Source organism: Sphingobacterium sp. UBA5996, assembly GCF_002429765.1.
GTDB lineage: Bacteria > Bacteroidota > Bacteroidia > Sphingobacteriales > Sphingobacteriaceae > Sphingobacterium.
The window spans coordinates 174,848-201,194 of sequence record NZ_DJAS01000016.1 but is presented as its reverse complement, the minus strand read 5'-3'; the positions used below and the strand labels follow the sequence as shown (position 1 = coordinate 201,194).

Annotated in this window: 23 protein-coding genes; 19 read left to right on the top strand and 4 right to left on the bottom strand. The window is 35.0% G+C overall.

The features are described from left to right. Positions 1 to 3: 3 nt before the first annotated feature. The 18 genes from B3E00_RS12850 to B3E00_RS12770 all read left to right on the top strand — a co-directional run bounded on the left by B3E00_RS12850 (position 4) and on the right by B3E00_RS12770 (position 20,675). Positions 4 to 1,467: an oligosaccharide flippase family protein gene (locus tag B3E00_RS12850; protein ID WP_293938728.1), complete on the top strand. Its 1,464-nt coding sequence runs from the start codon at positions 4 to 6 to the stop codon at positions 1,465 to 1,467. Between the two features lies 1 nt (position 1,468). After that, on the top strand, positions 1,469 to 2,623 hold the full coding sequence (locus tag B3E00_RS12845) for a polysaccharide pyruvyl transferase family protein (RefSeq protein WP_293938726.1): 1,155 nt from the start codon (positions 1,469 to 1,471) through the stop codon (positions 2,621 to 2,623). A 2-nt stretch (positions 2,624 to 2,625) separates the two neighbouring features. Then, a complete protein-coding gene (locus B3E00_RS12840; protein ID WP_293938724.1) occupies positions 2,626 to 3,828 on the top strand; it encodes a hypothetical protein in 1,203 nt (400 codons plus the stop codon). Next, positions 3,806 to 4,993 (top strand): EpsG family protein, encoded by a 1,188-nt coding sequence (locus B3E00_RS22240; RefSeq protein ID WP_414712420.1) that lies wholly within the window; start codon positions 3,806 to 3,808, stop codon positions 4,991 to 4,993. Before B3E00_RS12840 ends, B3E00_RS22240 begins: the two co-directional genes overlap by 23 nt. Positions 4,994 to 4,997: 4 nt before the next feature. Then, entirely contained in the window at positions 4,998 to 6,140 is a 1,143-nt protein-coding gene (locus tag B3E00_RS12835; protein WP_293938722.1) for a chondroitinase-B domain-containing protein, read from the top strand. A 160-nt stretch (positions 6,141 to 6,300) separates the two neighbouring features. Continuing rightward, positions 6,301 to 7,434, top strand: a complete 1,134-nt coding sequence (locus B3E00_RS12830) for a glycosyltransferase (protein ID WP_293938720.1) — start codon at positions 6,301 to 6,303, stop codon at positions 7,432 to 7,434. 3 nt (positions 7,435 to 7,437) lie between these two features. Continuing rightward, positions 7,438 to 7,905, top strand: coding sequence for a serine O-acetyltransferase (locus tag B3E00_RS12825; RefSeq protein ID WP_293938718.1), 468 nt, complete (start codon positions 7,438 to 7,440; stop codon positions 7,903 to 7,905). After that, positions 7,874 to 9,451 (top strand): alginate lyase family protein, encoded by a 1,578-nt coding sequence (locus B3E00_RS12820; RefSeq protein WP_293938716.1) that lies wholly within the window; start codon positions 7,874 to 7,876, stop codon positions 9,449 to 9,451. The genes B3E00_RS12825 and B3E00_RS12820 overlap by 32 nt, the downstream gene beginning before the upstream one ends. After that, complete coding sequence (locus B3E00_RS12815) at positions 9,451 to 10,620, top strand: glycosyltransferase family 4 protein (protein WP_293938714.1); 1,170 nt, start codon at positions 9,451 to 9,453, stop codon at positions 10,618 to 10,620. Before B3E00_RS12820 ends, B3E00_RS12815 begins: the two co-directional genes overlap by 1 nt. Continuing rightward, positions 10,617 to 11,519: an NAD-dependent epimerase/dehydratase family protein gene (locus B3E00_RS12810; RefSeq protein ID WP_293938712.1), complete on the top strand. Its 903-nt coding sequence runs from the start codon at positions 10,617 to 10,619 to the stop codon at positions 11,517 to 11,519. Before B3E00_RS12815 ends, B3E00_RS12810 begins: the two co-directional genes overlap by 4 nt. Positions 11,520 to 11,541: 22 nt before the next feature. Then, positions 11,542 to 12,507, top strand: a complete 966-nt coding sequence (locus tag B3E00_RS12805) for an MraY family glycosyltransferase (RefSeq protein ID WP_293938710.1) — start codon at positions 11,542 to 11,544, stop codon at positions 12,505 to 12,507. Continuing rightward, positions 12,504 to 12,935 carry a WxcM-like domain-containing protein gene (locus B3E00_RS12800; RefSeq protein WP_293938708.1) on the top strand — a complete coding sequence of 144 codons (432 nt, stop codon included), beginning with the start codon at positions 12,504 to 12,506 and terminating at the stop codon, positions 12,933 to 12,935. The genes B3E00_RS12805 and B3E00_RS12800 overlap by 4 nt, the downstream gene beginning before the upstream one ends. 162 nt (positions 12,936 to 13,097) lie before the next feature. After that, positions 13,098 to 13,880: a polysaccharide biosynthesis/export family protein gene (locus tag B3E00_RS12795; RefSeq protein ID WP_293938706.1), complete on the top strand. Its 783-nt coding sequence runs from the start codon at positions 13,098 to 13,100 to the stop codon at positions 13,878 to 13,880. 8 nt (positions 13,881 to 13,888) lie between these two features. Then, positions 13,889 to 16,285: a GumC family protein gene (locus B3E00_RS12790; RefSeq protein WP_293938704.1), complete on the top strand. Its 2,397-nt coding sequence runs from the start codon at positions 13,889 to 13,891 to the stop codon at positions 16,283 to 16,285. A 130-nt stretch (positions 16,286 to 16,415) separates the two neighbouring features. Beyond that, positions 16,416 to 17,108: a hypothetical protein gene (locus B3E00_RS12785; RefSeq protein ID WP_293938703.1), complete on the top strand. Its 693-nt coding sequence runs from the start codon at positions 16,416 to 16,418 to the stop codon at positions 17,106 to 17,108. A gap of 27 nt (positions 17,109 to 17,135) precedes the next feature. Continuing rightward, entirely contained in the window at positions 17,136 to 18,431 is a 1,296-nt protein-coding gene (locus B3E00_RS12780) for an SUMF1/EgtB/PvdO family nonheme iron enzyme (protein WP_293938701.1), read from the top strand. Between the two features lie 32 nt (positions 18,432 to 18,463). Beyond that, positions 18,464 to 19,447 (top strand): gliding motility protein GldN, encoded by a 984-nt coding sequence (gene gldN, locus B3E00_RS12775; RefSeq protein ID WP_293938700.1) that lies wholly within the window; start codon positions 18,464 to 18,466, stop codon positions 19,445 to 19,447. A gap of 265 nt (positions 19,448 to 19,712) precedes the next feature. Further along, a complete protein-coding gene (locus B3E00_RS12770) occupies positions 19,713 to 20,675 on the top strand; it encodes a nucleotidyltransferase family protein (protein ID WP_293938698.1) in 963 nt (320 codons plus the stop codon). Positions 20,676 to 20,724: 49 nt separating this feature from the next. Here the strand turns inward: B3E00_RS12770 and B3E00_RS12765 are convergent, their stop codons facing one another. Further along, entirely contained in the window at positions 20,725 to 21,825 is a 1,101-nt protein-coding gene (locus B3E00_RS12765) for a nucleotidyltransferase domain-containing protein (protein ID WP_293938696.1), read from the bottom strand. 207 nt (positions 21,826 to 22,032) lie between these two features. Here B3E00_RS12765 and B3E00_RS12760 point away from each other — a divergent pair, with 207 nt between their 5' ends. Then, positions 22,033 to 23,946, top strand: coding sequence for a polysaccharide biosynthesis protein (locus B3E00_RS12760; protein ID WP_293938694.1), 1,914 nt, complete (start codon positions 22,033 to 22,035; stop codon positions 23,944 to 23,946). A 69-nt stretch (positions 23,947 to 24,015) separates the two neighbouring features. Here the strand turns inward: B3E00_RS12760 and B3E00_RS12755 are convergent, their stop codons facing one another. From B3E00_RS12755 to B3E00_RS12745, 3 genes are all read right to left on the bottom strand, one after another. After that, positions 24,016 to 24,366, bottom strand: coding sequence for a helix-turn-helix domain-containing protein (locus B3E00_RS12755; RefSeq protein ID WP_293938692.1), 351 nt, complete (start codon positions 24,364 to 24,366; stop codon positions 24,016 to 24,018). 127 nt (positions 24,367 to 24,493) lie between these two features. Next, positions 24,494 to 24,865: a hypothetical protein gene (locus B3E00_RS12750; protein ID WP_293938690.1), complete on the bottom strand. Its 372-nt coding sequence runs from the start codon at positions 24,863 to 24,865 to the stop codon at positions 24,494 to 24,496. 325 nt (positions 24,866 to 25,190) lie between these two features. Further along, entirely contained in the window at positions 25,191 to 26,273 is a 1,083-nt protein-coding gene (locus tag B3E00_RS12745; protein WP_293938688.1) for an AI-2E family transporter, read from the bottom strand. Between the last annotated feature and the right edge of the window lie 74 nt (positions 26,274 to 26,347).

The window sequence follows — 26,347 nt, the reverse complement described above, 5'->3', positions numbered from 1 at the left end:
TAGATGATAAAATTTAACGATATTCTATCTTATTTTAAAAGTAGTAAGATTCTAAAGGGTATTATTTGGACTTTTTTAGGGACACTTGCTGCAAAAGGCTTCGGTTTCCTCGCTATTTTTATTGTAGCGAGGCAGCTGTCTGTTGATGATTTTGGAAGCGTTGGTGTATTACAATCATACATAACAACTTTTACTCTCTTTAGCTTGGCTAGTTTTGGAGTTACGGCAACAAAGTATATTGCTGTAACAATTGATGTTGATATTAAAAAGACCAGTGAAATTTTTTCTTTAATAAGAATATCTTCGGGGATATTAGCCGTTATAGTCTTGATAGCATCATTGCTTTTCAATAAGCAACTTTGTTCTCTTTTAACAGGAAGTAGTGTTAATTCAGAGGCTATGTTCATTTGTTCTATCGCGGTTTTTTTTGCATCGCTAAACGGACTACAAATTGGTGCTTTAACTGGTCTCGAAAGTTTTAAATCTGTTTCCATTGTAAATATTGTAAATGGTATCATTTCCTTCCCTTTAATTATAATACTTACCAGGTATTTTCAAGTTAAGGGGTTCGCAATTGCCGTTTTGATTACTAGTTTTTCGATTTGGTTGTGTTCGGCGATCTTAGTTCAATCAATATTAAAAAAGCGGAAAGTTTATTTTTCTTTGAAAAATATAAAGAATAATCTTGATGTTATTTGGAAATTTAGTTTACCTGCTTTTATAAGTAGTCTTCTTGTGAATCCGGTGGTACTTATATGTAATAGTATTCTTATAAAAAATAATAAGAATGGTTTATATGAAATGGGTATTTTCAATGCTAGCAATAATTATTCTCAGATATCTCTGATTTTATTGGGGATAATAGGTCAGGTATTCTACCCCTATGCCATGAAGAACTTTGGACAAGGAAATAAAAAGTTTGATTTCGTCAATATAGTACATCCTTTATTCTTCGGCTTAATGATATGCTTACCGACTATTTTTTTACCTGAGCTATTTTCTTCTTTATTTGGTAGTAAATATCATAATAACGATATGTACTTAGCTACTGTCATAGTTTCTGGTTTTACAGTTATAAATGCACAAAAACAGGGAATTGCAAGAAATTTTGCTGCTGGAAATTTTATGTGGTTCAGTGTCATTAGTAATGGTTTTTGGGGACTTGTAGCTATTGGATTTAGTTATGGTCTAGTAGATATGGGAGCTATAGGAAGAGGAATTGCTTTTTTTGCGGCATATTTTCTAAATACGGTGGTATTTATACCATATTTTATAAAAAATAACCTTGTTGAGAGAAGGCTTGTTTTGTCGTGGTACAATCTCTTGTATTTACTCATTGCAATTGGTGGAGGTACGTTATATTTTATCCATATATCGCTTTTTTTTAGAGTTTTATTATTATTATTTAGTATTCTTCTCATAATTTATACAATGAGAAAGTGGTATTTATCATACACAAATAGTTAACATGGGTTATCAGAATAAAAATTTAAGTGTTATAATAAAAGGAGCTTACGGCGACGCAAATGTTGGAGACGATCTTTTGTTAGAGATGGTAATGTCTTTATTAGATAAGGTCAAAGAAAGAAATTTTGATATAAAGATTGTCTGTAGAAGCGCCCCTTATTTGCAAAAGAAATATAGAGAAGTAAAATTTATTAGTTTAGCTGCATCTAAATTTGAATCACCTGACATATATATACTGGGTGGGGGCACGCAATTTTTTTCTTTTGAAAACCCAGAAAAGGTGTCGCCTGCAAAAAGTAGATTTTCAATTTATATGAAATCTATATTTAAGGAGCCCACTTTACTTGCCAAGTATATACTAAGCATTTTTTCTAAGAATAAAAAAGAATCATTACAATTAGCTTTAGGTGTTGGTTTAGGTCCATTTGAAACAAGTAGTATAGAGGAAAAAGTTAAGAAGCAAATGAAGTCTTTCTTTAAAATTTATCCCAGAGATCATGCTTCTAAAGAGTTTTTGGAAAAGTGGGGACTTTCTAACTGGTCTCTCTCTGCCGATTTGTGTTTAACAGATATTTTTAAGGATAAGTATCCAATAGACCATGTAAAAAGAGATGAAATTAAGTTGGGAATAGTATTAAGAGACTGGAGTCACAATGATATAGGTAAAGTAATCAATGATAAAGTATTAGACTGGACACTGAGTCTTGGGTCAATAAAACATAGTTTGTTTATATTTTCTAAACTCAAAGACAATTCATTAATAGAAAGAGTTAGGAGAGACTATAATAAATTAAAAACTACAATATGGGATCCTGAGATTGACGATTTTTATGATTTTCTGAAAGAGTTAAATTCATGTGATATTCTAATTACGTCAAGGTATCATACAGCAATTTTTGCTTTAAATTTAGGAATTCCGACAATTTGCCTTGGTATAGATCCAAAATTGAAGATTTTATGCGATGAAGTTGATGGTTTTTATCATTGGCAGCATCATGAGAGTATGGCTGTCATAGATAAATTTGTTGAAAGTATTAAACATGATTATTCAAACCATGTGTTAAAAGTAAATAACAGTTATAGGGTCTTAAACGGTAGAGCAAACTCAATGGTTAAAGATGTAATTGAACTCCTAGATCAACATAAAAATAAATGAAAATGAAAAAAAGGATTTTATTTGTAGCGCCTAGTTCCTATCCTGTCAATTCTCCTGAAGCTATAGTAAATATTAAATTGCTTGAGATTTTAGGTAATAATGACTATGAAATTGATCTAATTTCTAAAAAGATAAAATGGGATAACTATCCTTCTACTAAGACCTTAGAGGAATTAAATGTAAGTCTTAAAAGTTGTAATGTTATAGAGGTGGATAACAAGTTTAATTTTGTTACACTGTTACAACACTTAAAGGTTTATTTTATTTTTGGCGCAGTTTTCAAAGGAGCACATTGGGCTTTAGAGGTTTTAAATAAATGTAAGCACTTGTTAAAGAGAGATTATGATTATGTACTTACAAAAAGTTCGCCAAGCCTTTTAGTGGGGTATTATTTGAAAAAGAGATTTGGATACAAATGGATCGCAACTTGGAACGACCCTTATCCTCACCAGAAGTATCCATTTCCTTATGGAGGAGGTGTTTTAGCTAAGTTGCCATATTTTCAGAGGAGAATTCTAAAAATTATGGAAACTGCTGATATCCATATTTTTCCAAATGATAGAATACGTGATTACATGTTGAAATATTTGAATGTTCCAATTGAAAGCGCGAAAGTAATACCACATTTAGCACAAGAGGCTAAAGATCGGTATAGTGAGTCTAATAATGGACGTTTAAGGTTAATTCATGCTGGAAACGTTAGAAGCCCAAGAAATCCAAAACCTCTAGTTGAGGCGTTTGGTAAATTTATTAATGAAAATGGGATTAGTGATGTCGAACTTCATTTTATTGGTGTGGTGGATGATGATCTAAAACGAAAAATTGGTGAACTTTCGCATAATGGACAAATTAAGGTCTTGCCACCAGTTGAATATGAAGAGAGTTTAGCATTATTAAAAGATTATGATATAGCTTTAATAATAGAGGCGCCTTGTGAAGAGGGAATATTTTTACCAACTAAAGTTGGAGATTATATGACCGCACAAATACCGATTTATAGTATTAGTCCTAAAATTGGAATACTGAACGATTTATATAAACAAGATTATATTCAATATTTTTCTAGTGTTGATAGTACTGATGAAATTCTAAATGAATTGATTAAGATTTATGATGATTTCAAAAATAACACAATTAAAGTAAGTAAATTTAATACAAATTACAGTGCTTGTAAGATATTAAATGAATATAACTCGCTCAGCTAAAGATATGTGGATTTATATTATTACATTCATAGCTTGCATATTTGTAGATAGTTTTTACGGACAGCATACCTTTTTGGTGCGTAAAATTCTGTTGTTATGGTTGTATATATTTTTGTGTTTCGGTTATACAGTAGGTACAGATTGGAGAAATTATGAGGATTTGTACACTATTGCTCCAGATGATTTATTGCTGAATAGAATCTATGAACAGGGCTTTTATTACATAGTATATATTATAAGACAATTTCTTACCGATTATTGGCTTTTTGTTGGCATTTTAAAATGTATTTATTTATATGGTGTTATTCGCTTGGTCAGAAGATTTACAGATAAAATTTTTTGGGTTCTTGCTATACTAATGAATTATAATTTGTTGTTCATGTTAGTAGATAACCCTTTGCGATTTATGGTCGCTTCAATATTTTTAATATTCTCAATAGATGTAATATTGTCCAAAAAATATAAAAAATTACTGTTAATTGGTGTCGCAGGAACTTTTTTTCATATAAGTATAGCATTGTGTTTTTTAGTAGCAATATCACCTTTAGCCCTTAGACAAATTACTAAATGGCCAAATTCAAAATTATGGATATTGTATGCTTTTACTTGCGTAATAGGGGCCTTTCCAAGTGTTCTAAACAGTTTCGGAGGGTTAATAGCTGTATATCTGCCGTTTCTCGCGAACAAAGTCGAAAATACATATTTTGTGGAATCTATTTCTCCCATGTTTACAATAGGCTCACTGATTATGTTTTTTCTTTTTTTTATAGTTTTAAAATATAAGGAATCTATAATCAAAGCGCCACATGGTGATCTATTGTTTTATTATACTCTGATATATATGTACTTGTTTAGATTGTTAATTATAGTACCAACAGGTTTTCGTATTAATATATTTTTCTCAATATTTTTTGTTATAGGATTAGTCTACATAATTTCGAAAAGACGGCCATTGTTAAGACTGGGAATCTTTGGCCTTTTAATCATAACAATTTCAAAAAATCTTTGGGACTCGTATCAGTTCATTCCATATACAAACAGTATTTATTATATAGTGACCCAATCACATCTCCCGCGATCACAGAGAGAGGACTTAAATAAGATCTATTATTTTCAGAGAACGGGAAAACAAGTAGAAGAAAGAAAGTTTGAAATTAGAAATTAGAAATATGAAAGTATTGATTGTTATTTTGATTTTTTTTACATCCTTTAGTGTGAAAGGACAGGAGATCAGTTTATATGATCTTAATAAGGTTTTAAAAGATGGGAAATATGGAGATGTCATTACCATTAAAAATGGAAATTATTCTAATGTTAATATCTCTATAGCAGGTATTAACAATGTTAAAATAAAGCCTCGTAAAAATGGAGCTGTGGTGATAAGTGGGACTTCATCAATTAATATTTTCAATTCTAAAAGTGTGACTTTGGAAGGTTTCTCTTTTAATCAAAATAAGGTACAGGAACTTTTAACAATACAAAACTCTCCATCATGTACTGTAAATAACAATTATTTTTATTCTAATGGATCCCAAAGGTATGGTTCGGTTATAATTTTTAAAGGGCAATCTAGCAATGGTAAAGTTACCTTCAATACTTTTGACGGGAATAAGGCTATAGGTGTCGCTGTTTTGGAGGGCAGTAGCAATATATTAATTAAAAATAACAAGTTTTTAAATGTTGCAAATGTCAAAACCGTTTATCCCAAATCGGATGGTAATGGCATGGAATGTGTTCAAATTGGGAGAAAAGGCAACTGGGATTCCGAAGTTACAATAGAAAATAATTATTTCAAAAATATCATTGGTGATCGATCAGAAATTATAAGTATAAAAAGTGACAGAGTAAAGGTTATCAGAAATAATTTTTTTGACTGCAGTGGTGGCGTAACATTAAGAATGAGTAACTCTTCGATTATTAACCAGAATTATTTTAGTAATGTAAGTAATAGTATCCGTATACACGGATCAAATCATATTATAGAAGGGAATACCATATTGGGCGCAATTATTGGAATACAGCTGCCAGCCGGGGACAACTTAAAAAATACAAAAAATTTTTACAAAAGTGCATACAATGTTTCTATTAAACGAAATGTAGTTGTGAAAACTAAAACACCTATATTGTTGGGAAACAGTAGTTTCGGACGTAGTGACTTGCCAACCCAGATAGATTTTCAAGAGAACTCATTCGATAGAAAAAACTGGTATGCTGAAAATGGTAAGGCAAAAGCATTTGTCTCGGGATCAAATAAAGTTAATGTAGATAGTGTATCATTAATGAATAATTTCTCAAGTGGCGTTGATTGGTAATAAAAAATGAGTACTTGTATACTACAGTATTTAAACAATTCCAGAATTAATGAATCTTATATTATTTTAAATAGTAATTTTCCCTAAAATAATTTACCATTCAAAAATCGATAACCTTGATCAATTTTGGTCAGTTTTTACAAATTTATGTTGAATTTTAATGAGAAAAATTAAGTTAGTAGTCCTTTATCAAGTGATAATGCATTATCGCGCTCCATTGTATCAAAAGTTAGAAGACGATGAAAGATTCGATTTTTTGCTTTATTATGGCAAAGGGAGAGCTGGTACTAAATTGGTAAATACAAATTTGTCGGAATACTCTTTTGCAAGAAAAATTATAAAAGAATTTAGATTGTCTATTGGGAAAAATAGCTTTGCCATCTGGCCTTCATTGATTTTTAAATTGATTAAGCTTAAACCCGATGTAATTTTTTCAGAAGGTTCTTCTTCTATATTTAATTCTTCAATAGCATTTATTTATGCTAAGTTGTTTAAAAAGAAATTCATTTGGTGGAGTTTAGGGCAATTAGAAAATAAAAACTATAGAGGTTTTAGGAAGTTTATAAATAAATGGGAACTTTTTATTGAAAAGCATAGCGATGCAATTTTTACTTATAGTACTCAAGGATGCAATTATTTTCTGAGTCGGGGTATTGATCGAGATAAAATTTTTATTGGTGTTAATGTGTTGGATACAAGCAAAAAACTGAAAGAAGTTCAAAAGTATAAAGATACGAAAGTAATAGATAAAAAGAATTTCTTTCATATAGTATTTATCGGAACTATTACTGCTGAGAAAAACTTGGAATTAGTTATTGATGTGATTAATGAGCTAAATTTATTAGGAGATAGATTTAGGCTTCATATAATTGGAAGTGGAGTTCATGAGGTAGGCTTGCATCAATATATTGAATCCCAAAATATAAATAAGGATTTTTATATCTTTCATGGGAGGATAAATGAAGGGGCTAGTAGAATTTTAAAAGATTGCGATTTAATGGTCCTTCCAGGTTTAGGAGGACTTGCTATATGTGATGGTATGATAAATTCACTACCAATTATAACAGGGAAAGCTGATGGGACTGAATTAGATTTAGTAGATCAATCTAACGGTTATGTAATTCAGAATTTGAATAAAGATATTTTAAAAGATAAAATTATGTATCTATTTAATAATCCTATCGAGAGAAGTTCTATGGCGAATTCATCATTTAAAAAAATAACAGAAGTTTTTACTTTTGATAAATATTATGATAAGTTTGTAGAAAGTGTTTTGTATTCATTAAAAAAATAAATAATGTCTTTATCTGTTAAGCTTTATCGTATTGGGAATTTCTTTCATAGAAAAGGGTTTAAGAAGATTGGCCTTGTAATTTCAGGGTTAAATCGAATTATTTTCTCGACATGGATACCTTCCTCGGCTAGTATTGGTAGTAATTTCAAAGTTGGTTATTTGGGATTAGGTGTTGTTATACATCATAATTCCATTATTGGAAATAATGTTACTATTGCCCAGAATGTTACTATTGGAAGAAATTTTGGAGATACAGAAGTTCCTAAGATTGGTAATGACGTATATGTTGGTACAGGTTCAGTAATTTTTGGAGAAATAACTATTGGAAATAATGTCATTGTTGGATCAAATACTGTGGTAAATAAAGATATTCCCGATAATTGCACGGTGGTTGGAAATCCATTTAGAATAATAGCTCAAAATAGACTTTATAAATATTATGAGATTGACAAAATTAAAGCGATTCGCTAATACTTTAAGGCATCTAAAAATTGAGCAGTTGTATTGGCAGTTTAATAATAGATTGAGGTTAAATAAGGCTATTAGTGAACAACAAGAGATATTTCAAATTGATGAAACTATATTTTTCACATATATTAGAACTTTTAGAAAAAGCTATTTTGGTGAAGGGCACTTTAGATTTTTAAATTTAGAAAAGCAATTTGGAAAAAACATTAACTGGAATTTTTTGGATTTTGGAAAATTGTGGTGTTATAATTTAGAGTATTTTGATTATTTATCCGAACAAGATCCGATTAATGAACAAAAATTTTGGCTATTAAATTCTTTTTACAAATATAGTTTAGAAAATAAGAGAACTTTAGAACCTTACCCTGTATCTCTCAGAGCTATAAATATAATTAGGTTTTTTAGATTGACAAAAACTGAAGATCATAAAGTTCTCAATAGTCTTTATCAAGAATTAAGTTTTTTGAATAAAAATTTGGAATATCATATATTGGGGAATCATCTTTTAGAAAATGCATTTGCTTTATGTTTGGGAGGTGCATTTTTTAAAAATGCATCGTGGCATGATAAAGCTTTAAAGATACTAAAAAAGGAGCTAAACGAGCAAACTTTAGAGGATGGAGCCCATTTTGAACTTAGTCCAATGTATCACAATATTATTCTTTTTAGAGTACTAGAATTAATAGATTGGTATAGCAAATATAATAGTCAGAAGCAAGAATTTCTTTCTTTTTGCAGAGAGATCGCTTCTAGAATGTGTGCTTGGGCTAAAAATATTCAGTTTTCTAATGGTGATTTTCCTTTATTTAATGATGCTGCGAAAGGCATTTCGTTTGATACTTGGTCTTTAATTGAATATGCAAATAAACTTGGAATAGAGCCGAAAAATATAAATTTGGGACAATCAGGCTATAGAAGTTTTGCTAACCAAAATTATGAAATCAAAATTGATTTAGCTCAAATTGGAGCCTCTTATCAGCCAGGCCACGTTCATGCAGATGCTTTGAGCTTCATTCTTTATAGCCAAGGAAAGCCTTTATTTGTAGAACAAGGAACATCTACTTATCAAATAGGAGAAAGAAGAAATTTAGAACGATCGACTGAAGCTCACAATACCGTAACCGTAAATAATAGAAATCAATCGGACGTTTGGGGTGGTTTTCGCGTTGGTGATAGGGCGAAGACTACAATCCACCATGACGAAACAACCAAATACATAGCCAGCCATGATGGCTATAAAACTTGGGGAACTATACATAAGCGAACTTTTATATTTGAAGAATTTTGCGTCCAAATTTACGATTCTTTAAATAACAAAGATGACGCAAAAGGGTATATCCATTTGCATCCAGATAGGAACCTTGTGAAAGTTACTGATAATGAGTACATCATAGATGACTTTATAACACTTGTCTTTGAATCGGCAACGGTCATCATTGTTGAAGATTATGAATATGCTGAATCATATAATGAATATCAGCCAGCTAAAAGACTTGTAATTTCTTTTGAAAAAGAAATGTCTACTAAAATTTTCTTTAAAAAATCATAATGAAAAAGATATTATATCTAACTTTTTACTTTGAACCCGATTTGTGTGCAGGTTCGTTTCGGAACAGCCCTTTGTTAAAAGAGTTGGCTGCGCAGGCGCAAGGGAAAGCGACGATAGATGTGATTACTACGTTGCCTAATCGTTACGGATCATTTGAAGCACAAGCCCCAGAGTTTGAAAGTAGAGATAATTATACAGTCACACGTGTCGCTATCCCTAAACATCAAAGTGGTATGAAGGATCAGATACTGTCATTTAAGGCTTATTATCAACACGTGAAAAAACTAGTAAAAGGGAAACAGTATGATTTGGTAATAGCTTCTTCGTCGCGTCTATTTACCGCATACCTAGGCTATACTATAGCAAAGCGAATCAAAGCTCCATTATATCTGGATATTCGTGATATTTTCTACGACACATTACAAGATGTGCTACAAAGCGGATTAGTGAAAGGCTTTGCATTACCTGTTATCAAACAAATAGAAAAGCGGACCTTCGCTTATGCAGATCATATTAATTTGATATCGGCAGGTTTCAAATCGTATTTTAATTCTTATACTACAACAAATTTCACTTTTTACACAAATGGAATTGATGATATGTTCTTAGAAAATAAGGCCAATGAAAATGCTGTCGCCAATCACCCTAAAAAAATTTTATATGCTGGCAATTTAGGAGAAGGTCAGGGGCTTGATAAAATTGTTCCAGATGCAGCGAAGAAGCTAGGTGACGATTATGAATTTATTATTGTTGGAGACGGGGGGATTAAAAATAGACTGATAGAAAAAGTGCAGGCATACAACCTCAAAAATGTGAAGTTTCTCCCTCCTGTTAAAAGGGATGAACTTTTGAAAATGTACGAAGAGTGTGATTTTACCTTTGTGCATTTAAATGATTATGATGCATTTAAAAAGGTGCTGCCATCAAAGATCTTCGAGCTTGCTTGTTTTCCGCAGCCTATAATAGCTGGTGTAGGTGGCTATGCAAATAGCTTCATCTCTGAAAATATAGAAAATAAAATTTTATTTAATCCCTGCGATGTAGATGATATGGTAAAACAGTTACAAAGCTACAGTTACCAGAGAATTAGAAGACAAAATTTCATAGATAAGTTTAAACGTACTTCAATTAATAAGGAAATGGCTTCCTCAATGTTAAAATATTTATGAGAATTATCATTACAGGCGCGTCAGGTTTTGTAGGTAAAAATCTCGCTGTTTATTTGGAAAAGCAAGGTTGTATAGTGGATAGTTTGTCCTTGAAAGATCCATTATGGGAAAATAAAATTGATTCGAGTGCTACCGCTATTGTCCATTTGGCAGGCAAGGCACACGATACCTCTAATACGTCCGCTCCTGAGGAATATTTTAAAGTTAATAGAGATTTAACAATTTCTTTGTTCAAAAAATTTATCGACTCTGAGATTAGGGATTTCTTCTATTTCAGCTCGGTGAAAGCTGTAGCGGATGCTGTAGTTGGGAAATTGACTGAAGACGTAAGCGCTAACCCGCTAACCCCGTATGGTAAATCAAAATTAGAGGCTGAACAGTATTTATTAGGTCAGGACTTACCTAAGGGAAAACGCTTGTTTATTATTCGTCCGTGTATGATTCATGGGCCAGGTAATAAAGGCAATCTTAATTTGTTGTATAAAGTTGTTGAAAAAGGGGTTCCTTGGCCATTGGCGTCTTTTAAAAATCAACGCTCATTTTTGAGTATAGATAATTTAAACTTCTTTATCGAGCAATTTTTGGTAAAAGAGGATGTTTGCTCCGGAATTTATAATTTCGCAGACAACGAATCCTTATCTACAAATGAACTGGTTGCGTTGATATCTAACGTATTAAATAAGAAACCAAAGTTATGGCACATACCAGAAACTTTTATTCGGGGAATTGTTAAAGTCGGAGATATAATACCTTTACCTTTAAATTCTGAACGTTTGAAAAAACTGACGGAATCTTACATTGTATCTAACGAAAAAATAAAGAGTGCCTTAAAAATCGATATATTACCGGTCACCGCAAAAGAGGGGTTGACTAAAACGATCCAATCTTTTAAAAAGTAGATTTATATTATAAAAAGATCAAATGACATACATTTTTATATTCATCCTATTATTTGTTTTAGAATTGCTTTATTTCCGTATAGCAGATCGTTTCAACATCATTGATAAACCTAATGAGCGCTCCTCGCATACGGCCATCACATTGCGGGGGGGGGGGGTAATATTCTATCTTGCTGCTTTGATCTTTTTTATAGAGTCGGGATTTCAGTATCCTTGGTTCTTCTTAGGTCTTACTATGATGTCTATCGTTTCTTTTTTAGATGATATTTTTACATTGTCTAATAAAATACGTTTATTTATCCATTTTGTATCTGTATTATTGATGGCATACCAATTAGAGGTTTTTACGATGCCTTGGTATTATATATTGATTTTATTTGTAGTTGTGGTAGGGGTGATTAATGCTTATAATTTCATGGATGGGATCAATGGGATCACGGCCTGTTATAGTCTAGCAGTGGGAGCTTTATTGATGATCGTTAACCATAAAATGTCATTTATTGCACAGGACCTACTGACTTATACGATGTTGGGAGTTTTGGTATTTACATTTTTTAATTTTAGAAAGCGGGCAAAATGCTTTGCTGGTGATGTAGGGTCTGTGGCAATTGCTTTTGTGTTACTTTTTGCGTTAGGTGCCTTAATTTTAAAAACAAGTAATTTGATATATTTTCTTTTTCTAACTGTATATGGTATTGATGCGGTCTGGACGATTATCCGCCGTTTGTATCTGAAGGAAAATATTTTCGAGGCACATCGTTCTCATCTTTATCAATTTTTAGGTAATGAAGCGGGCATGAATAAATTGTTGATTTCGTTTTTGTACGGCATAATTCAATTAATTATTGGTTTGGGCGTTATAAAGTTCGCGTCATATAATATAAAGACACAATGGATTTTTGCTTTAGTACTATTATCAGTACTGAGCATTATGTATCTAGTACTTAAAACTTGGGTTATTAAAACATTTGTAAATAGAATCAAATGATGGAAACAATAAAAGGAGGAATTGCTGAGGATCATCGGGGACAGATTAGATTCGTTAACGATTTCGATATGACGCTGGTCAAGCGTTTTTACGTTATTAAGAACACTGATACGACATTAATCCGTGGTTGGAGAGCACATCGAATAGAGCAGCGATGGTTTTATGTGTTGTCAGGTTGCTTTAATTTTCATATAGTAAAGATAGACAATTGGGAAAGTCCTTCTCCCGATTGCCCCATAGAAAACCGCATTTTAAGTTCAACAGATCAACAAGTACTACATGTCCCTTCTGGGTATGGAACTGCTTTTCAAGCAGTACATCCCGAAAGTGAACTTTTGGTATTTGCAGATTATCAAATTGATAATGCGCAACACGATGATTATGTTTGGCCTATTGATTATTTTATCAATCAAACAGTACAATTCTAGAAATGAGATTTAAGAAATTTATACGAGCAATCTGCCCAAAAAAAATTAAATAAAGAACTTTGGGCATAAAAATTGCTAAATTGCCGGAAGATTTTAAATAGAACGTTTATCTTTTCTTATTCATTGATTGATTTTTATACGTTTAATAACTTACAGAAGTTTATGAAATTATTTTTAACGAATTGTTTGAGCATTGGTATAATAACTATATATCTAATGTTCTTGTCTTCTTGCGGTTCAAGAAGGAATATGGTTTATTTACAAAGTGATTCTACTTTAATTGATTCTAGATATCAACAATATATTCCGAAAATACAAGCTCAAGACATTTTGACAATTGCTGTAACCGCAGCGGATCCTAAAGCTGTTGCGGCATTTAATCCTGTAAGTAATGTTTCTCCCACAAATATGACACAGCAGGTAGATTTGGCTTTAAGACCTACATATACTGTAGACAATAATGGAGATATCACCTTACCTATATTAGGAAAAATTCATGTTGCTGGCCTTTCTCGCATAGAGGCAATTGAGAAAATTCGTTTAGAGCTAACTACTTATATTAAAGACCCCGGAGTTAATATAAATTTTAATAATTTTAGGGTGTCAGTGTTAGGGGAAGTTGCAAGACCTGGATCTTTTATAATGCCGACCGAACGAGTTACTTTATTAGAAGCTCTAGGGATGGCAGGCGATATGACTATCCGAGGTGTACGTAATAATGTATTACTTATTAGAGAAATAGATGGACAAAAGACGATGCATCGGCTTGATATGACGAAACAAGAAACATTAAATTCTCCATATTATTATTTGGCGCAAAATGACGTGATATACGTTGAACCTAATAAAGCACAAATAAATAACTCTAAACTAGGTGCAAATTCAAACATCATTATATCAGTAGCAAGTCTATTAATCACCGTAATTTCGGTTCTCACTCGTTAACAATAGCAATGGAACAACCAATACAAATAAAGGAAAATCAAGAAGAGGAAATCAATTTGCGCCAGATTTTTGAACAGTATGCTTATTATTGGAAATGGTTTTTATTATCCATTTTTTTAATAGTAAGCATAGCTGTAGTGTATCTGCGATATGCTCAAAAAAGCTATAATACAACAGCTAAAATCCTTTTGAAAGATGAGAAGAGTGCATCAGCAGGAGAATTAGCGGGTATTGCAGAGTTAAGCAATTCTATAGGGTTAGGGGGCAGCCGGTCTGCATTTGTGACTGATCAAATACAGGTTCTCTTATCTCGTCGCTTGATGAGGAAAGTGGTTGACAGCCATCATCTTAATATAATTTATTCTATAAAAGGAAATATACGTTTAACAGAGGTTCTCGAAAAGAGTATGCCATTTTTGATTGAACCTTTGGGTGATCAGGATACTATGAATTTTGGTCTTGATGTTAAATTTTTAAATGACAATCAACTTCACATCACTGATCTTGCAAATAATAAAAAAGTGGAGGTTGCTTTTAATAAAGCTGTAAAAATTGGAAAAAACACTGTAGTTTTTAAAAGAAATGCGGAAAATCTAATTGATAAAAGTATTAATTATCGAATTTCTGTAATTCCTAAAGACTGGGCTATAGATGCGAATTTGTCGTCTATAAATATAACACCAAGTAAAGAATTGCAGTCTTACATTGTTAATTTTGCAATGGTTTCGACTTTAGGAAAAAAAGCAGAGCTTGTTTTAAATAGTTTGATAGAGGTCTATAATAGAGATTTAACTGAAGATAAGATGCGTACAACACGTGCTACGTCGGATTTTATCAACAAGCGATTAATGTTAATTTCCAAGGATTTATCTGGAGCTGATGAAGAGGCAGCTGATTTTAAGTCGTCAAATTCGATGGTGGATATGGCCGCTGAAGCTTCAGCTTTTCTAAGCACAGCAACGGATAATGATAAAAAGGTTTTAGAATATCGGATGCAGTTACAGTTAGTTGACTATATGAATGATCATCTTAAAAATCAGTCTGTAGGTAAACTTCTTCCTTCAAACATAGGATTGCAAGATGCGTCGATTAGTGCTTCCATAGCAGATTATAATAAATTGGTGTTAGAACGCGATGATTTGCTTAAATCTGCTTCTGAGAAAAACCCATCCGTAATAGCCTTGAATGAAAGCATCATTGAAAGCGATAAAAACATACGTCAATCCCTTTTAAATTATAAAAAAGTAACTCAGTTATCTTTGAATAGTCTTTTGCAGAAATCGAATGAAATTCGTGGAAGAATAAACGCGATTCCTAATCAAGAGCAAGGTTTTAAAAAGATTTCTCGCCAACAGCAGATAGTAGAATCATTATATCTACTTTTATTGCAAAAGCGGGAAGAGAGTGAGGTTAAAGCAGCTGCAACACCTGACAACCTAAAAATTATTGATGCTGCTTACGGTAGTGGTATTCCTGTTTCGCCTAGTAAAATGATGATTTTGTTAGGAGCTTTAATGGTTGGAGTGCTACTTCCTCTTGTCATTCTTTATCTTAAATTTCTTTTGGATAACAAAATTCATTCACGTAAGGATATTGAAGACATTGTTAAAATACCTGTACTTGGTGAAATTCCAACTGCTGAAGATACAATTGTGCATTTAAATGACCGTTCATCACTCGCTGAAGCATTTCGGATTTTGCGGACCAACATGAGTTTTATGTTCGGTGCCGATAATAAGGAGGCTTCTAAGGTGGTTTTTGTAACCTCTACAATTTCTGGGGAAGGGAAATCTTTCGTTACCACCAATCTGGCGCAAATCTTATCCATGTCGGGTAAAAAAGTGGTTTTGATCGGTGCCGATATTCGGAGCCCAAAAGTATTGGATTATCTTGGTCTTTCACATTTACAGCATACTAATGTTGGTATTACCCAGTTCTTGATTAATCCGGATATGGATGTCGATAATATCATCATTAAAAAGCCAGGAAATTATGATTTCGATGTGGTTTATTCAGGTTATATAGCTCCTAATCCAGCAGAATTATTAATGAATGGACACTTTGATGATGTGATCAAGTATGCGCGTGAACATTATGATTATGTACTGGTGGATACAGCACCAGTAAGTTTAGTAACTGATACACTATTAATTGCTCATAATGCAGATCTTACATTGTATGTGTCTCGTGTCAATTATCTAGACAAGCGTTTACTTCAAGTGCCACGTGAATTGTATATCGATGGAAAATTGAAGAATCTTGCGTCTGTAGTAAATGATGTTGACTTTGCCCGTGGTTATGGCTATGGTTATGGTTATGGCTACGGTTATGGCGACAAAGGCTCTAAGAAAACCGGCCTTGCAAAAGTTTGGCAGGGTTTAAAAGATCGTTTAAATATAAAATAAAGGTCTGTGTAAACTATTTTTGGCCTTATTGTTGTTCAATCCCAAGTCGTAGAAAACGACTTGGGATTTTTTATATACTGCTATTATATGACTAAGCCGTTCTTTTAATTATTTAAATACATTCAACCAAATGAAAAAACTTTTATTATTTAGTTTTATTGCTTCATGTTGCCTCATATGTAGTTCTGTTTCTGCGCAGTTCTCCAGACCAGTTAGTATTGGTGCAGGAGCTGGAGGAACCATTAATCTTACAGACATGGGAAATGTAGAGTCAAAGTTTGCATTCTATGGGGAGTTTGACTATCTGATCACACCTTTTATCTCTGTCGGATTACATGGTGAAAAGGGAACATTAGCGGGGAATGGTTATGAGAGCGAGTTTAAGAATCGGTATTTCGCCGGAAATATTAATGGAAAGGTCCGTGTGGGGCAATTTTTGGACGGAGCTGAAAATTATAGCTACTATACTTTAAAAGCTAATACCCTATCTCGTATCTTGTCGAATATCTATGTTGGTGCTGGGGCGGGGTTGGTTAAAAACCGAATTGCCAAAAATATTTCTCCGCTCTATGCCAATTATTTGGAATCGGTAGGCGGAGAGATCAGCAAAGATGCAGGTGAAATTCATTTTGTGGTTCCTTTAAATGTTGGCGTCGACATTCCTTTCGGCCGTACGCTCTACGGACCGCAATGGGCAATCAATGTAAATTATCAGCATACATTGACGTTTAACGATAACCTAGATGGCGTTATAAATAGTAAGAATGACCAATATGGCTTTGTTTCTCTAGGAGTGAAATATGCATTATTCAATCGTAAATAAGCCAGTTTAAATCTAAATCACATAATAATGAACATACTAAAAAGTTATAAAGGGAATCGTTTTTTCGCGCTTTTTTCTTTAGCTATCTTAATAGGTTTCACAGCGTGCAAATCGAATACGGCGATGTACAAAGCGCCAAAAGTAAATGCTTTTAAAGGCGGAAAGTTACCGCCCCCTCCTGGAATGGTGTATATTCCCTCGGGAACCATTTTGTTCAAAGGATCATTGGATAGCGGAAACGTCGGGAAAAATGTGAGTGTGAGTGCATTTTTTATTGACGAAGCGGAAGTAACCAATAAACAATACCGTGAATTTGTTAACTGGGTGGCAGACTCGGTTGCTGTAACGGATTATCTAAATGATGACCAATATTTTTTGGATGTCGCAGGCGAACAGGTGGGACAAAAGCGGATCAATTGGGCAAAAGTAAAAAAGATATCGCCAATTTGGAAAAGTAACGATCCTGCTATCCAGGAGCGTATTGCCCCTATGCTTGAAATGCAGGGGAATAGACGAGCACTCAATCCGGAAATGATCAGATATCGTTTCTCTTACCTTCAATCGAAAGGGAATGTAAAAAAGAAATATGTAACGGATACTGTGGCAGTAATGCCGGTTGAAGATATTTGGACTAAAGATTTTCCGAATGCGCAACTTGCATCGCTAGATGCGAATTACTTTACCCACCCTTCGTTTGATTATTATCCGGTAGTGGGGGTTACTTGGAGACAGGCGCGTGCATTTACCGACTGGCGTGCAAATGAAATGGCCGCTACGGTATTGAAAAATTCTTATCTCAATGGGTATCAGCTAAGCTTAAGCCTGCCAACCGAAGCGCAATGGCAATATGCGGCATCGGGTAAATTGGATCCACAAGATACTATTGCGGGATCGCGCATGACCATTGATGGAACAGAAGGTAAAAAGAAACTGGCTGTCAATTTTAAACAGGGTGAAGGGACATATTCCCGTGATGGTGCTACGTTTACGCTTCCAGTGAAGTCGTATATGCCAAATGCTTTTGGTGTCTATAATATGGCTGGTAACGTGTCTGAATGGACGCTAGATGCTTACAGCCCCTCAGCAGTTGTTTTTGTGAATGACTTAAACCCAGCGCTACTCTACGACGCTGATGAAAAGGATGGCGATGCGTTGAAACGTAAAGTGGTGCGCGGCGGATCTTGGAAAGATAACGGGGAGCAGTTAAATAGTGAAACCAGAAACTACTCAGTAGATTATGAACCACATTCTTATATTGGATTCCGTTGTGTAATGTCGGCATTTGAAATGCCAACCGTACAAAGTAAAACGCGCAAATATTAATTCGCTGTGGCATACTATAAAAATCGATAACGATGAAAAAAGAAATAATTTTGATAGCGGCGATGGCTTTTGGAGTTGGGTCATTGTTTGCACAACAAGAAACCACAATAGATACTGTACCTGCACAGCAGCGGATGTTGCAAACGGGGGCCTCAACGCCTATCCCTGCAGGAGAGGTGATCCAGGATACTATTCCACTAACGGATGGCTTTTATCAGGCCAATAGTATGGAGGATGCTGTACCTTTTGCTTATCCCGAGGTGAATAAAAAGAATATTCGCTTTTACAAACGAGTGTGGCGCGATATTGATCTCAAGGATGAAAAAAATAATCTATTGGCAGTGCCGGGCAATTCATTGATTGAAGTGATCATGAAAGCCATTGAAAAGGGAAAACTATCACTCTATAGTCCGGATGATGATTCGTTTAAAGGGCGATTAAGCGCTCAAGAGGGCATGGCTCGATTTGCAGATAGCGTGCTGGTTCCAATCTTTGATGGCGAGGGTAATCAGATCGATTCGAAAATGGCGCTGAATGAATTTGATCCGGCGCGCGTAACCAAATTTAGAATAAAGGAAGATATTTTCTTTGATAAACAACGCAGCCGTTTGGAGACACGCATCATTGGCGTGGCGCCCTTAATGAATATCACCACTTCAGCAGAATTAGCAGAATCTGTGGGGGCAACGCCGGCATTCTGGTTATATTTTCCGCAATTGCGTTATAGCTTGATACAGGTCGATATTTCTGATCCAGATAAGGGGCTGTATGATATGACCATGGACGATTTCTTTGTACAGAACAAGTTTGCAAGTACAATCGTTAGGGAATCTTCGCCTGGTATGTTGCAAAATCTGAAAGATACCGAAAATGGGGGCCAACAACTGGACGGTAAAAAAGTGGAGGAAAAGCTAGATGCCTATAAAAAGAGACTATGGAGCAATCCTAAGGGCGTCAAGGCAGAAGAGCTTGAGGGAAATAAGTCTGAAGTAGAGACAAAGGAAGAGAAATTATAATAAATATGATAAAGTAATAGCGGTGCCTCTCTTTAGAAAAGATGAGGCATCACTATTTTAGGGTCCTATAGGGTTCTTTTTAATCAATTCTTCATAGTTTGTTAATGGGAAAGGATAAATAATGGCATATGTTTTGTTATTTTATGCTTCTATTTTCCTATAAATTCTCGAACGCAAAATATGAAATTAGTCCTTCATCATAAGAAGGGAAATATCTTTTAAGGCATATTGAAAACAACAAACAAACAGATAAGATCAAATAGTCATGTTAAGAAATGAAATGTATTCGCAAAAACCCATTCTAGTCATCTTGGCTGCGGGAATGGCAAGCCGCTATGGTTCTGCAAAACAAGTAGAGTGCTTCGGTCCCTTTGGTGAAAAAATTATCGATTATTCAATTTATGATGCAATAAAGGCTGGCTTTGGGAAAGTCGTTTTTGTGATTCGGGAGGAGTTTTTAGAGGTGATGAAAAGTAATGTCGGGGATAAGCTGCCGGATTCCATCGAAGTTGCATACGCTTATCAGGATTTTGACTTGAAAAAATATGGTGTAGATCGAATCGTAGAACGTCAAAAGCCTTGGGGAACAGGTCATGCCGTAATGAGTACCGAGCAAGAAGTGGATAGACCGTTCTGCGTGATCAACGCTGATGATTTTTATGGCTATGATGCCTTTCAGAAAATGGCTACTTTTTTACAGCATCAAGCCAATGATACAGAGATGGCATTAGTTGGATTTGAGGTTGGAAATACCCTCTCAGACTTTGGGTATGTCTCTCGCGGTGTATGCGAAGTAAATGCTACGAATCATTTACAAAGTGTTACGGAAAGAACGAACATTTATCGAAAAGATGTGGCTATTGTCTACGCACAAGAGGAGAAAGAAACTGTGTTACCGGACAACACACGGGTGTCGATGAATTTTTGGGGATTTACGCCCAAAATATTTGAGGTTGCACGTGCCTTATTTCCTGACTTTGTGGAGCAAAATCATGAGAACCCCAAAGCGGAATTCTTTATTCCCGATTTGCCAGATTATATGGTGAAGCAAGGTATCGCGAACTTCTCTGTTCTTCCAACCGATGCAAAATGGTTTGGTGTGACGTATAAGGAAGATAAGGATCAGGTACAACAAAGTATCCATCAATTAATTGAGCGCGGTGATTATCCGCAACGCTTATGGCCGGAGAAGAAGGTTGTCGATGAAAGTATTTATTTAGACTTTTAATACAAAGTTTATGGCGTCTCTATTTCAACATAGTAATAGAGGCGCATTTTCAGTCACTATCTTTTCCTAAAAACTTTGAATAGGTATATACTATTGGAAGAGCAATAGTTTCCTTCGGAGCATACCTGACATAACGTTTAAAGTTTCGCCATAAGCGTTTAGCTGAATCTGGACGATGAAACAGCAATGATTGTTCTGAATTTTTGAATCTTTCATCATCGAAACCAAAATTACCTGAATACCAAACTTCATTTATCATCCAATCTATATTTGTATCACGAGGATATTCAAAAGGAAGAGAAGTTTGTGGTAGACCTATATAATCAACTAGCAATTTATGAAGAAGATGTATCCATTTAAGAATGCCAGTTGTTTTATAAATTTGATACAATTTTTTCTTATCAATTTTAGATGATACTCTGTGGTATAGTTGTGCTGAATCACAAAATTGGCGAAATCCAATTCCATAAGTAATTGAATGCTTCAAGATATGTACATTAATTTGCAGAAGCTGTAATTCATATGCCAATAACGTTATTTTAAAATCGTTTATATTGATTAGTTTGTGCTGATTTTTATACTCTATTAGTAACTTGTTTAAATACTTTTTTATAAAAGGATTTAGAAAATCAAATGTCCTCTTGTGATGTTCGATGTGTATATCTTTATAATCATAGTCTAAACTAAATCCTCCAGTATCTCGAAATTTGATTTTTTTTTCCTTCAAAAAAGACCTTGCTTTGCTATAATCATCATCTTCGAAACACCAATCAATATCACCACTTATCCGATGATTAGGCATTCGATAATAAGAGGCTACACCTTGGCCTTTTTGTAATATGGGTCGGATACCATTTTGCGTAAACAATGTAAACTGTTCGGCAATCACTGCATTCATCTTCACATTGTGACGTTCGATCTGATCCACACGGACAGCCCATTTTAAACGTATAGCAATTGGTGGTAATTGATCTTCATGTAAAATTGCAAAACTATCATAAATAATTCCTTCAACGGTGTGATTACTCGCATATTTTAGGATACTTTTCCAATCGTCATCCGACAAAGGTTGGGTGAGAGAAAGCTTCCCTTCCCCCCAAAGGCCGATCCGTAATAACTGAAAAAAAATATCCCTTAATTGATTGTTCATTTGGTTTTGGAAATATACGTACTATCAAATGTAATAATTTATATTGTTTATTTAACGATTTAACGGCACTAAAATTGATATGAATAATATAGTTGACAAGCTATTTATTATCTTCCAGATTGATGTAATCTTTTTATTAAACATCCCTTTATTTTGGTATATTTGGGCGGCCTTAAACTTGGAAAGGAAAATTTTAATAGATTTTGAATGAGTAATTTATGGAGGGAGGGCTTGTCCGTTAACAAGCCGCGTTGGGTCATTCTTTTAATAGATATGATCATAGTAGTTGTATCCTTTCTTGCCAGCTATGTGCTCATCTTCAAACATAGGGGCGGCATTGAGCCAAATGCGTTGCGCATACAACTTATTTTGGTCTCTACAATATATCTCTTCTGTTTCCTTATAATGGGAACATTCAAGGGCGTTATACATAAAACTGGCCTCCGTGAATTGCAACGTATGGTATTTGCGATTGGACTGGGCTATTTTTCTTCGGTCCTTATATGTAAAGTATTGGAGTGGATACAGCCCTCGTTCTTACATGCCGCTTTTCCTTTTTCTGATACCCAGCTTCTTTTTCATGCACTAATCGCAGGGTTTGGAATGACGTTTAGCCGAGTGTTTTACCGGGCCTTGTATCATGAACTGATGTGGGGAGGTAAAGACAATCGCATTCCCGTGATTCTATTTGGCGCCGGAAATATGGGAAATACCACTTTTCATTTTATACATACAACATCACGTACTAAATACCGCATTGTGGCCATTATGGACGACAATCCGCATCGTATTGGCAACCGTATCCAAGGATTTAGAATCCACGATATTAATAAATTGAATAAGGAGTTTGTCAATCGGCATGGAAATGCAGCTGAGCTTATTGTTGCGATAGACAATAGAGCGCCTGAAAGATTAAATAAGGTATTTAAACTGGCTGAGCCGATTCCTTTGGTCGTTAAGATTATACCAGACACGGCCCGTCTGTTGGCTGGCGAAGTAGCAACCCGGCAGATCCGAAGCTTGCGCATCGAAGATCTTTTGGGCCGTAAAGCAATCGACCTTAATAATCCGGCTATTGCCTCCGAGATGAAAGACCAAATAGTACTGGTTACCGGTGGTGCTGGATCGATAGGAAGCGAATTGGTGCGTCAGCTTATACATACTGACCTAAAGCAGCTCATCGTATTGGATCAGGCTGAATCTTCGCTCTATGATATTCAGCAGGAGCTGAGCGCGTCGGCAAATTTTGATCGTTGCCTTTTTATGGTAGGCAATGTCCGGGATGCGCAATTTATGGAGACGCTGTTCGAGGTTTACAGACCGACTTATGTCTTTCATGCAGCGGCCTATAAGCATGTTCCTCTGATGGAGGCCAACCCTTATGAATCGATCTTAACGAATGTATGGGGCTCCTATAATGTAGCGCAGTTGGCGGATAAGTATGGCGTATCCAAATTTGTGATGGTGTCTACCGATAAGGCCGTAAATCCGACGAATGTAATGGGGGCCACAAAACGTGTAGCAGAGATTGCTATATCGACGGTCAACATGCACTCCAAAACTAATTTTATTGTCACCCGATTTGGCAATGTATTAGGTTCTAATGGCTCTGTAATTCCTCTTTTTGAAAAGCAGATGCTCAAAGGTGGGCCGCTGACCATTACTGATCCAAATATCACCCGCTATTTTATGACCATACCAGAAGCCTGCCAATTGGTACAGGAGGCAGCTGTAATGGGTAAAGGGGGCGAAATATTTGTCTTTGATATGGGGGAACCCGTTAAAATAATGGATCTTGCAAAACAGATGATTCGCTTAAAAGGCTACAACTATCCTGAAGACATCGATATTAAGATCGTCGGTCTACGCCCGGGTGAAAAGATTTTTGAGGAGCTGCTCGCGAACGGGGAGAATACCGAGAAAACCTATCACGAAAAGATCATGATTGCTAAGGTCAATACGCCAGATCTGACACTGCAAAAGGCAAGAATTGACCAATTGTGTGCACTCGCGAAAACCGCCGATCCAAATAGTGACAAAATGAAACTGGTGCAGCTGATCAAAGATATCGTACCGGAATATCGTTCTCAGAATTCTGTTTTTGAAACACTGGATAAATAGCCATTTCCGAAAAGGAGTGGCTTTAATGCGATAAATTTCAGCTATAACAGCGTATTGTGCTACTTGTGTTTAAACAGTATCTTTTTTGTATAGTTCCTCATAGAGTTGTATAATCTTCGTCTGAATTTGCATGATTTCTTCTTCACGTTGTCGTATTTTTTTTAAAATTTCAGCACACTCATCTCGTTCTTTTGCTTTACCTTTGTTACGTTGAGGCAATACATGTTGAGCTAATAACTGTACAGTTGTCACATTTAATACGCTTGCGATTTGGTTTAAACGAGAGAGCGTAATAGTGGTAACGCCTGTTTCGATCTTTGAAACAGCGGGATTAGATAAGTTCAATTTTTTGGCAAATTTTATTTGTTCCCAGCCTTTCTGTATCCGAAGTAATCTAATTGTCTTCCCTATGTTTTTCATGAAAAAAATAATTTATCGTTAAGTTATTAAGTTATAAAAATGGCTGTGACCTTGCACAGCTCAAAAAGCAATACCTCTGACGCTGAGGCAAAAAAAGAATTCAGATCTTAAAAACTGTAGTCAAATTTTATAAAATATAGATAGGCATCCATTTGTAGCCCGCTATTAGGTCAGGATTTTCATTCCAATCGAGATCGGGATGATAATATACGAAAGTCCTAAATAATACATGCTTATTACCAAATCCGTAATGATAGGGAACTTTGTGCGCCTTTAAAATGCCGTCAACAACGATGTATCTTAGAATGGATTTAATCCGTTCTGCTGTAATTTCGAAACTATATTCATTCGAAAAGTCGGCAGCCATTTGATAGATTGTCCGTGGTCTGAAGAAATAATCGGATGTTGTAGCGACAAATAAGACGAATTCCCTTTCTTTTTTATGCTGCTCTCGTTTCTTTTTATTAATACTATTTTTCCTTTCAACCTTTTTTTTCATATGTATAGGAACTGCGCGTTTTAAATTGGAAATAAATGCCCTAAAGTTGCTCACAGCCCTGTATAGCCACAACCTTTTTGAGTTTGACATAAATCGTGTGCATAGTTGCCACCAACCAGGTATCGTCGATAGGATACTCCGGATCGGAATCTGAATGAGCAAGTACGGTAATTTATAATCTAAGAATAATTTTAAAGATAGTTATAATAACTGATAGTTATTATATGCTTGATTATTTATTTTGTTAGCCAGCTACTCCTTTTTAATATAAATTTCCTTTTGAGACGGAAGGAAACTTAATTTAGGCATTATAATTAGCGCTTACTCAAGCCGAATCATTCTCCTTTTCGAGGTTTTCGATTTCTTCGATCAGCTCGCCTGCGGTCTCTTGCTTTAATACCCTCATGACATAGATCTCATTAACAAAATTGACGATAGCGACCAAGATCGGGGTAGCAAATAGTAAGCCTAAGGGGCCTGTGAGTGTGCCCATTAACAACTGAAAAAAGAGCACCATAGCAGGCGGTAAGGACAGCATTTTCTTCTGGACAAAGGGTGCGAATACGGCAGACTCTATAATTTGAACGCCAACAAAAATGGCGATAATATACAACGCCGTTGCGGGGCTATCCAGCAGACCGACCAATGCAGCGGGTATCAGTGCCAGTGTAGGACCTAAATTGGGAATGAAGGTCAACAGTCCTGCAATCAACGCCAAGATCAGCCACAGGTCAATACCTAAAATAAGCAACGAAATCGCGGTGAGCGTAAAAACAAAAAGCATATCCAACAGCTGTACTTTTAGCCATATCTTCAATTGCTCACCTACTTTATCTAATACCGTTTCTACGGTTTGCTTGTTTTTATCTGGAAAGAGGCTGAGGATGCCGATCATATACTCTCGAGGAGAGATCATAATGAATATGCCCAAGAATAAGAAAGCGTAAAGATCTCCAAAAAAACCAAAGGTGCCACTGAACACTTGGGGCAAATGCTGAATGACGGTATTCATCTGATCTTCGGCACTATCAATGTTGTCGATGAGATAAGAACCCCAGTTTGTATTGGCAAGGTAACGCTGTAAATTGTCAATCATTTCGGGCAATGTAGCAGCGAGTTCTTTATATTGTGTTACAGCAGTATTGCCAATAAAATAGGATATGCCACTACAGAATACAACCACCCAAACGATAGCGAGTAACAAGGATACCTTGGTATGGCAGCCTGTCCATTGCCTTATTTTGGCAGAGATGGCATGAAAAAGTATAGAAAATAGTATTCCACCAAATAGCAAGAGTAATAACGTGGTTGCTTTGACGAATAGAACGGTCATCATCAAAAAGAGTAAAACAACGATACAAACAGCTGCAGTTTTTTTGTAAATATAAGTCATAGGCAATTTGAGCATAAAAATGGATTTGTTTTCTACGAAATACGGATGATTGAATAAAGAGTGACATCCACAGAGAACATGCTACCGTT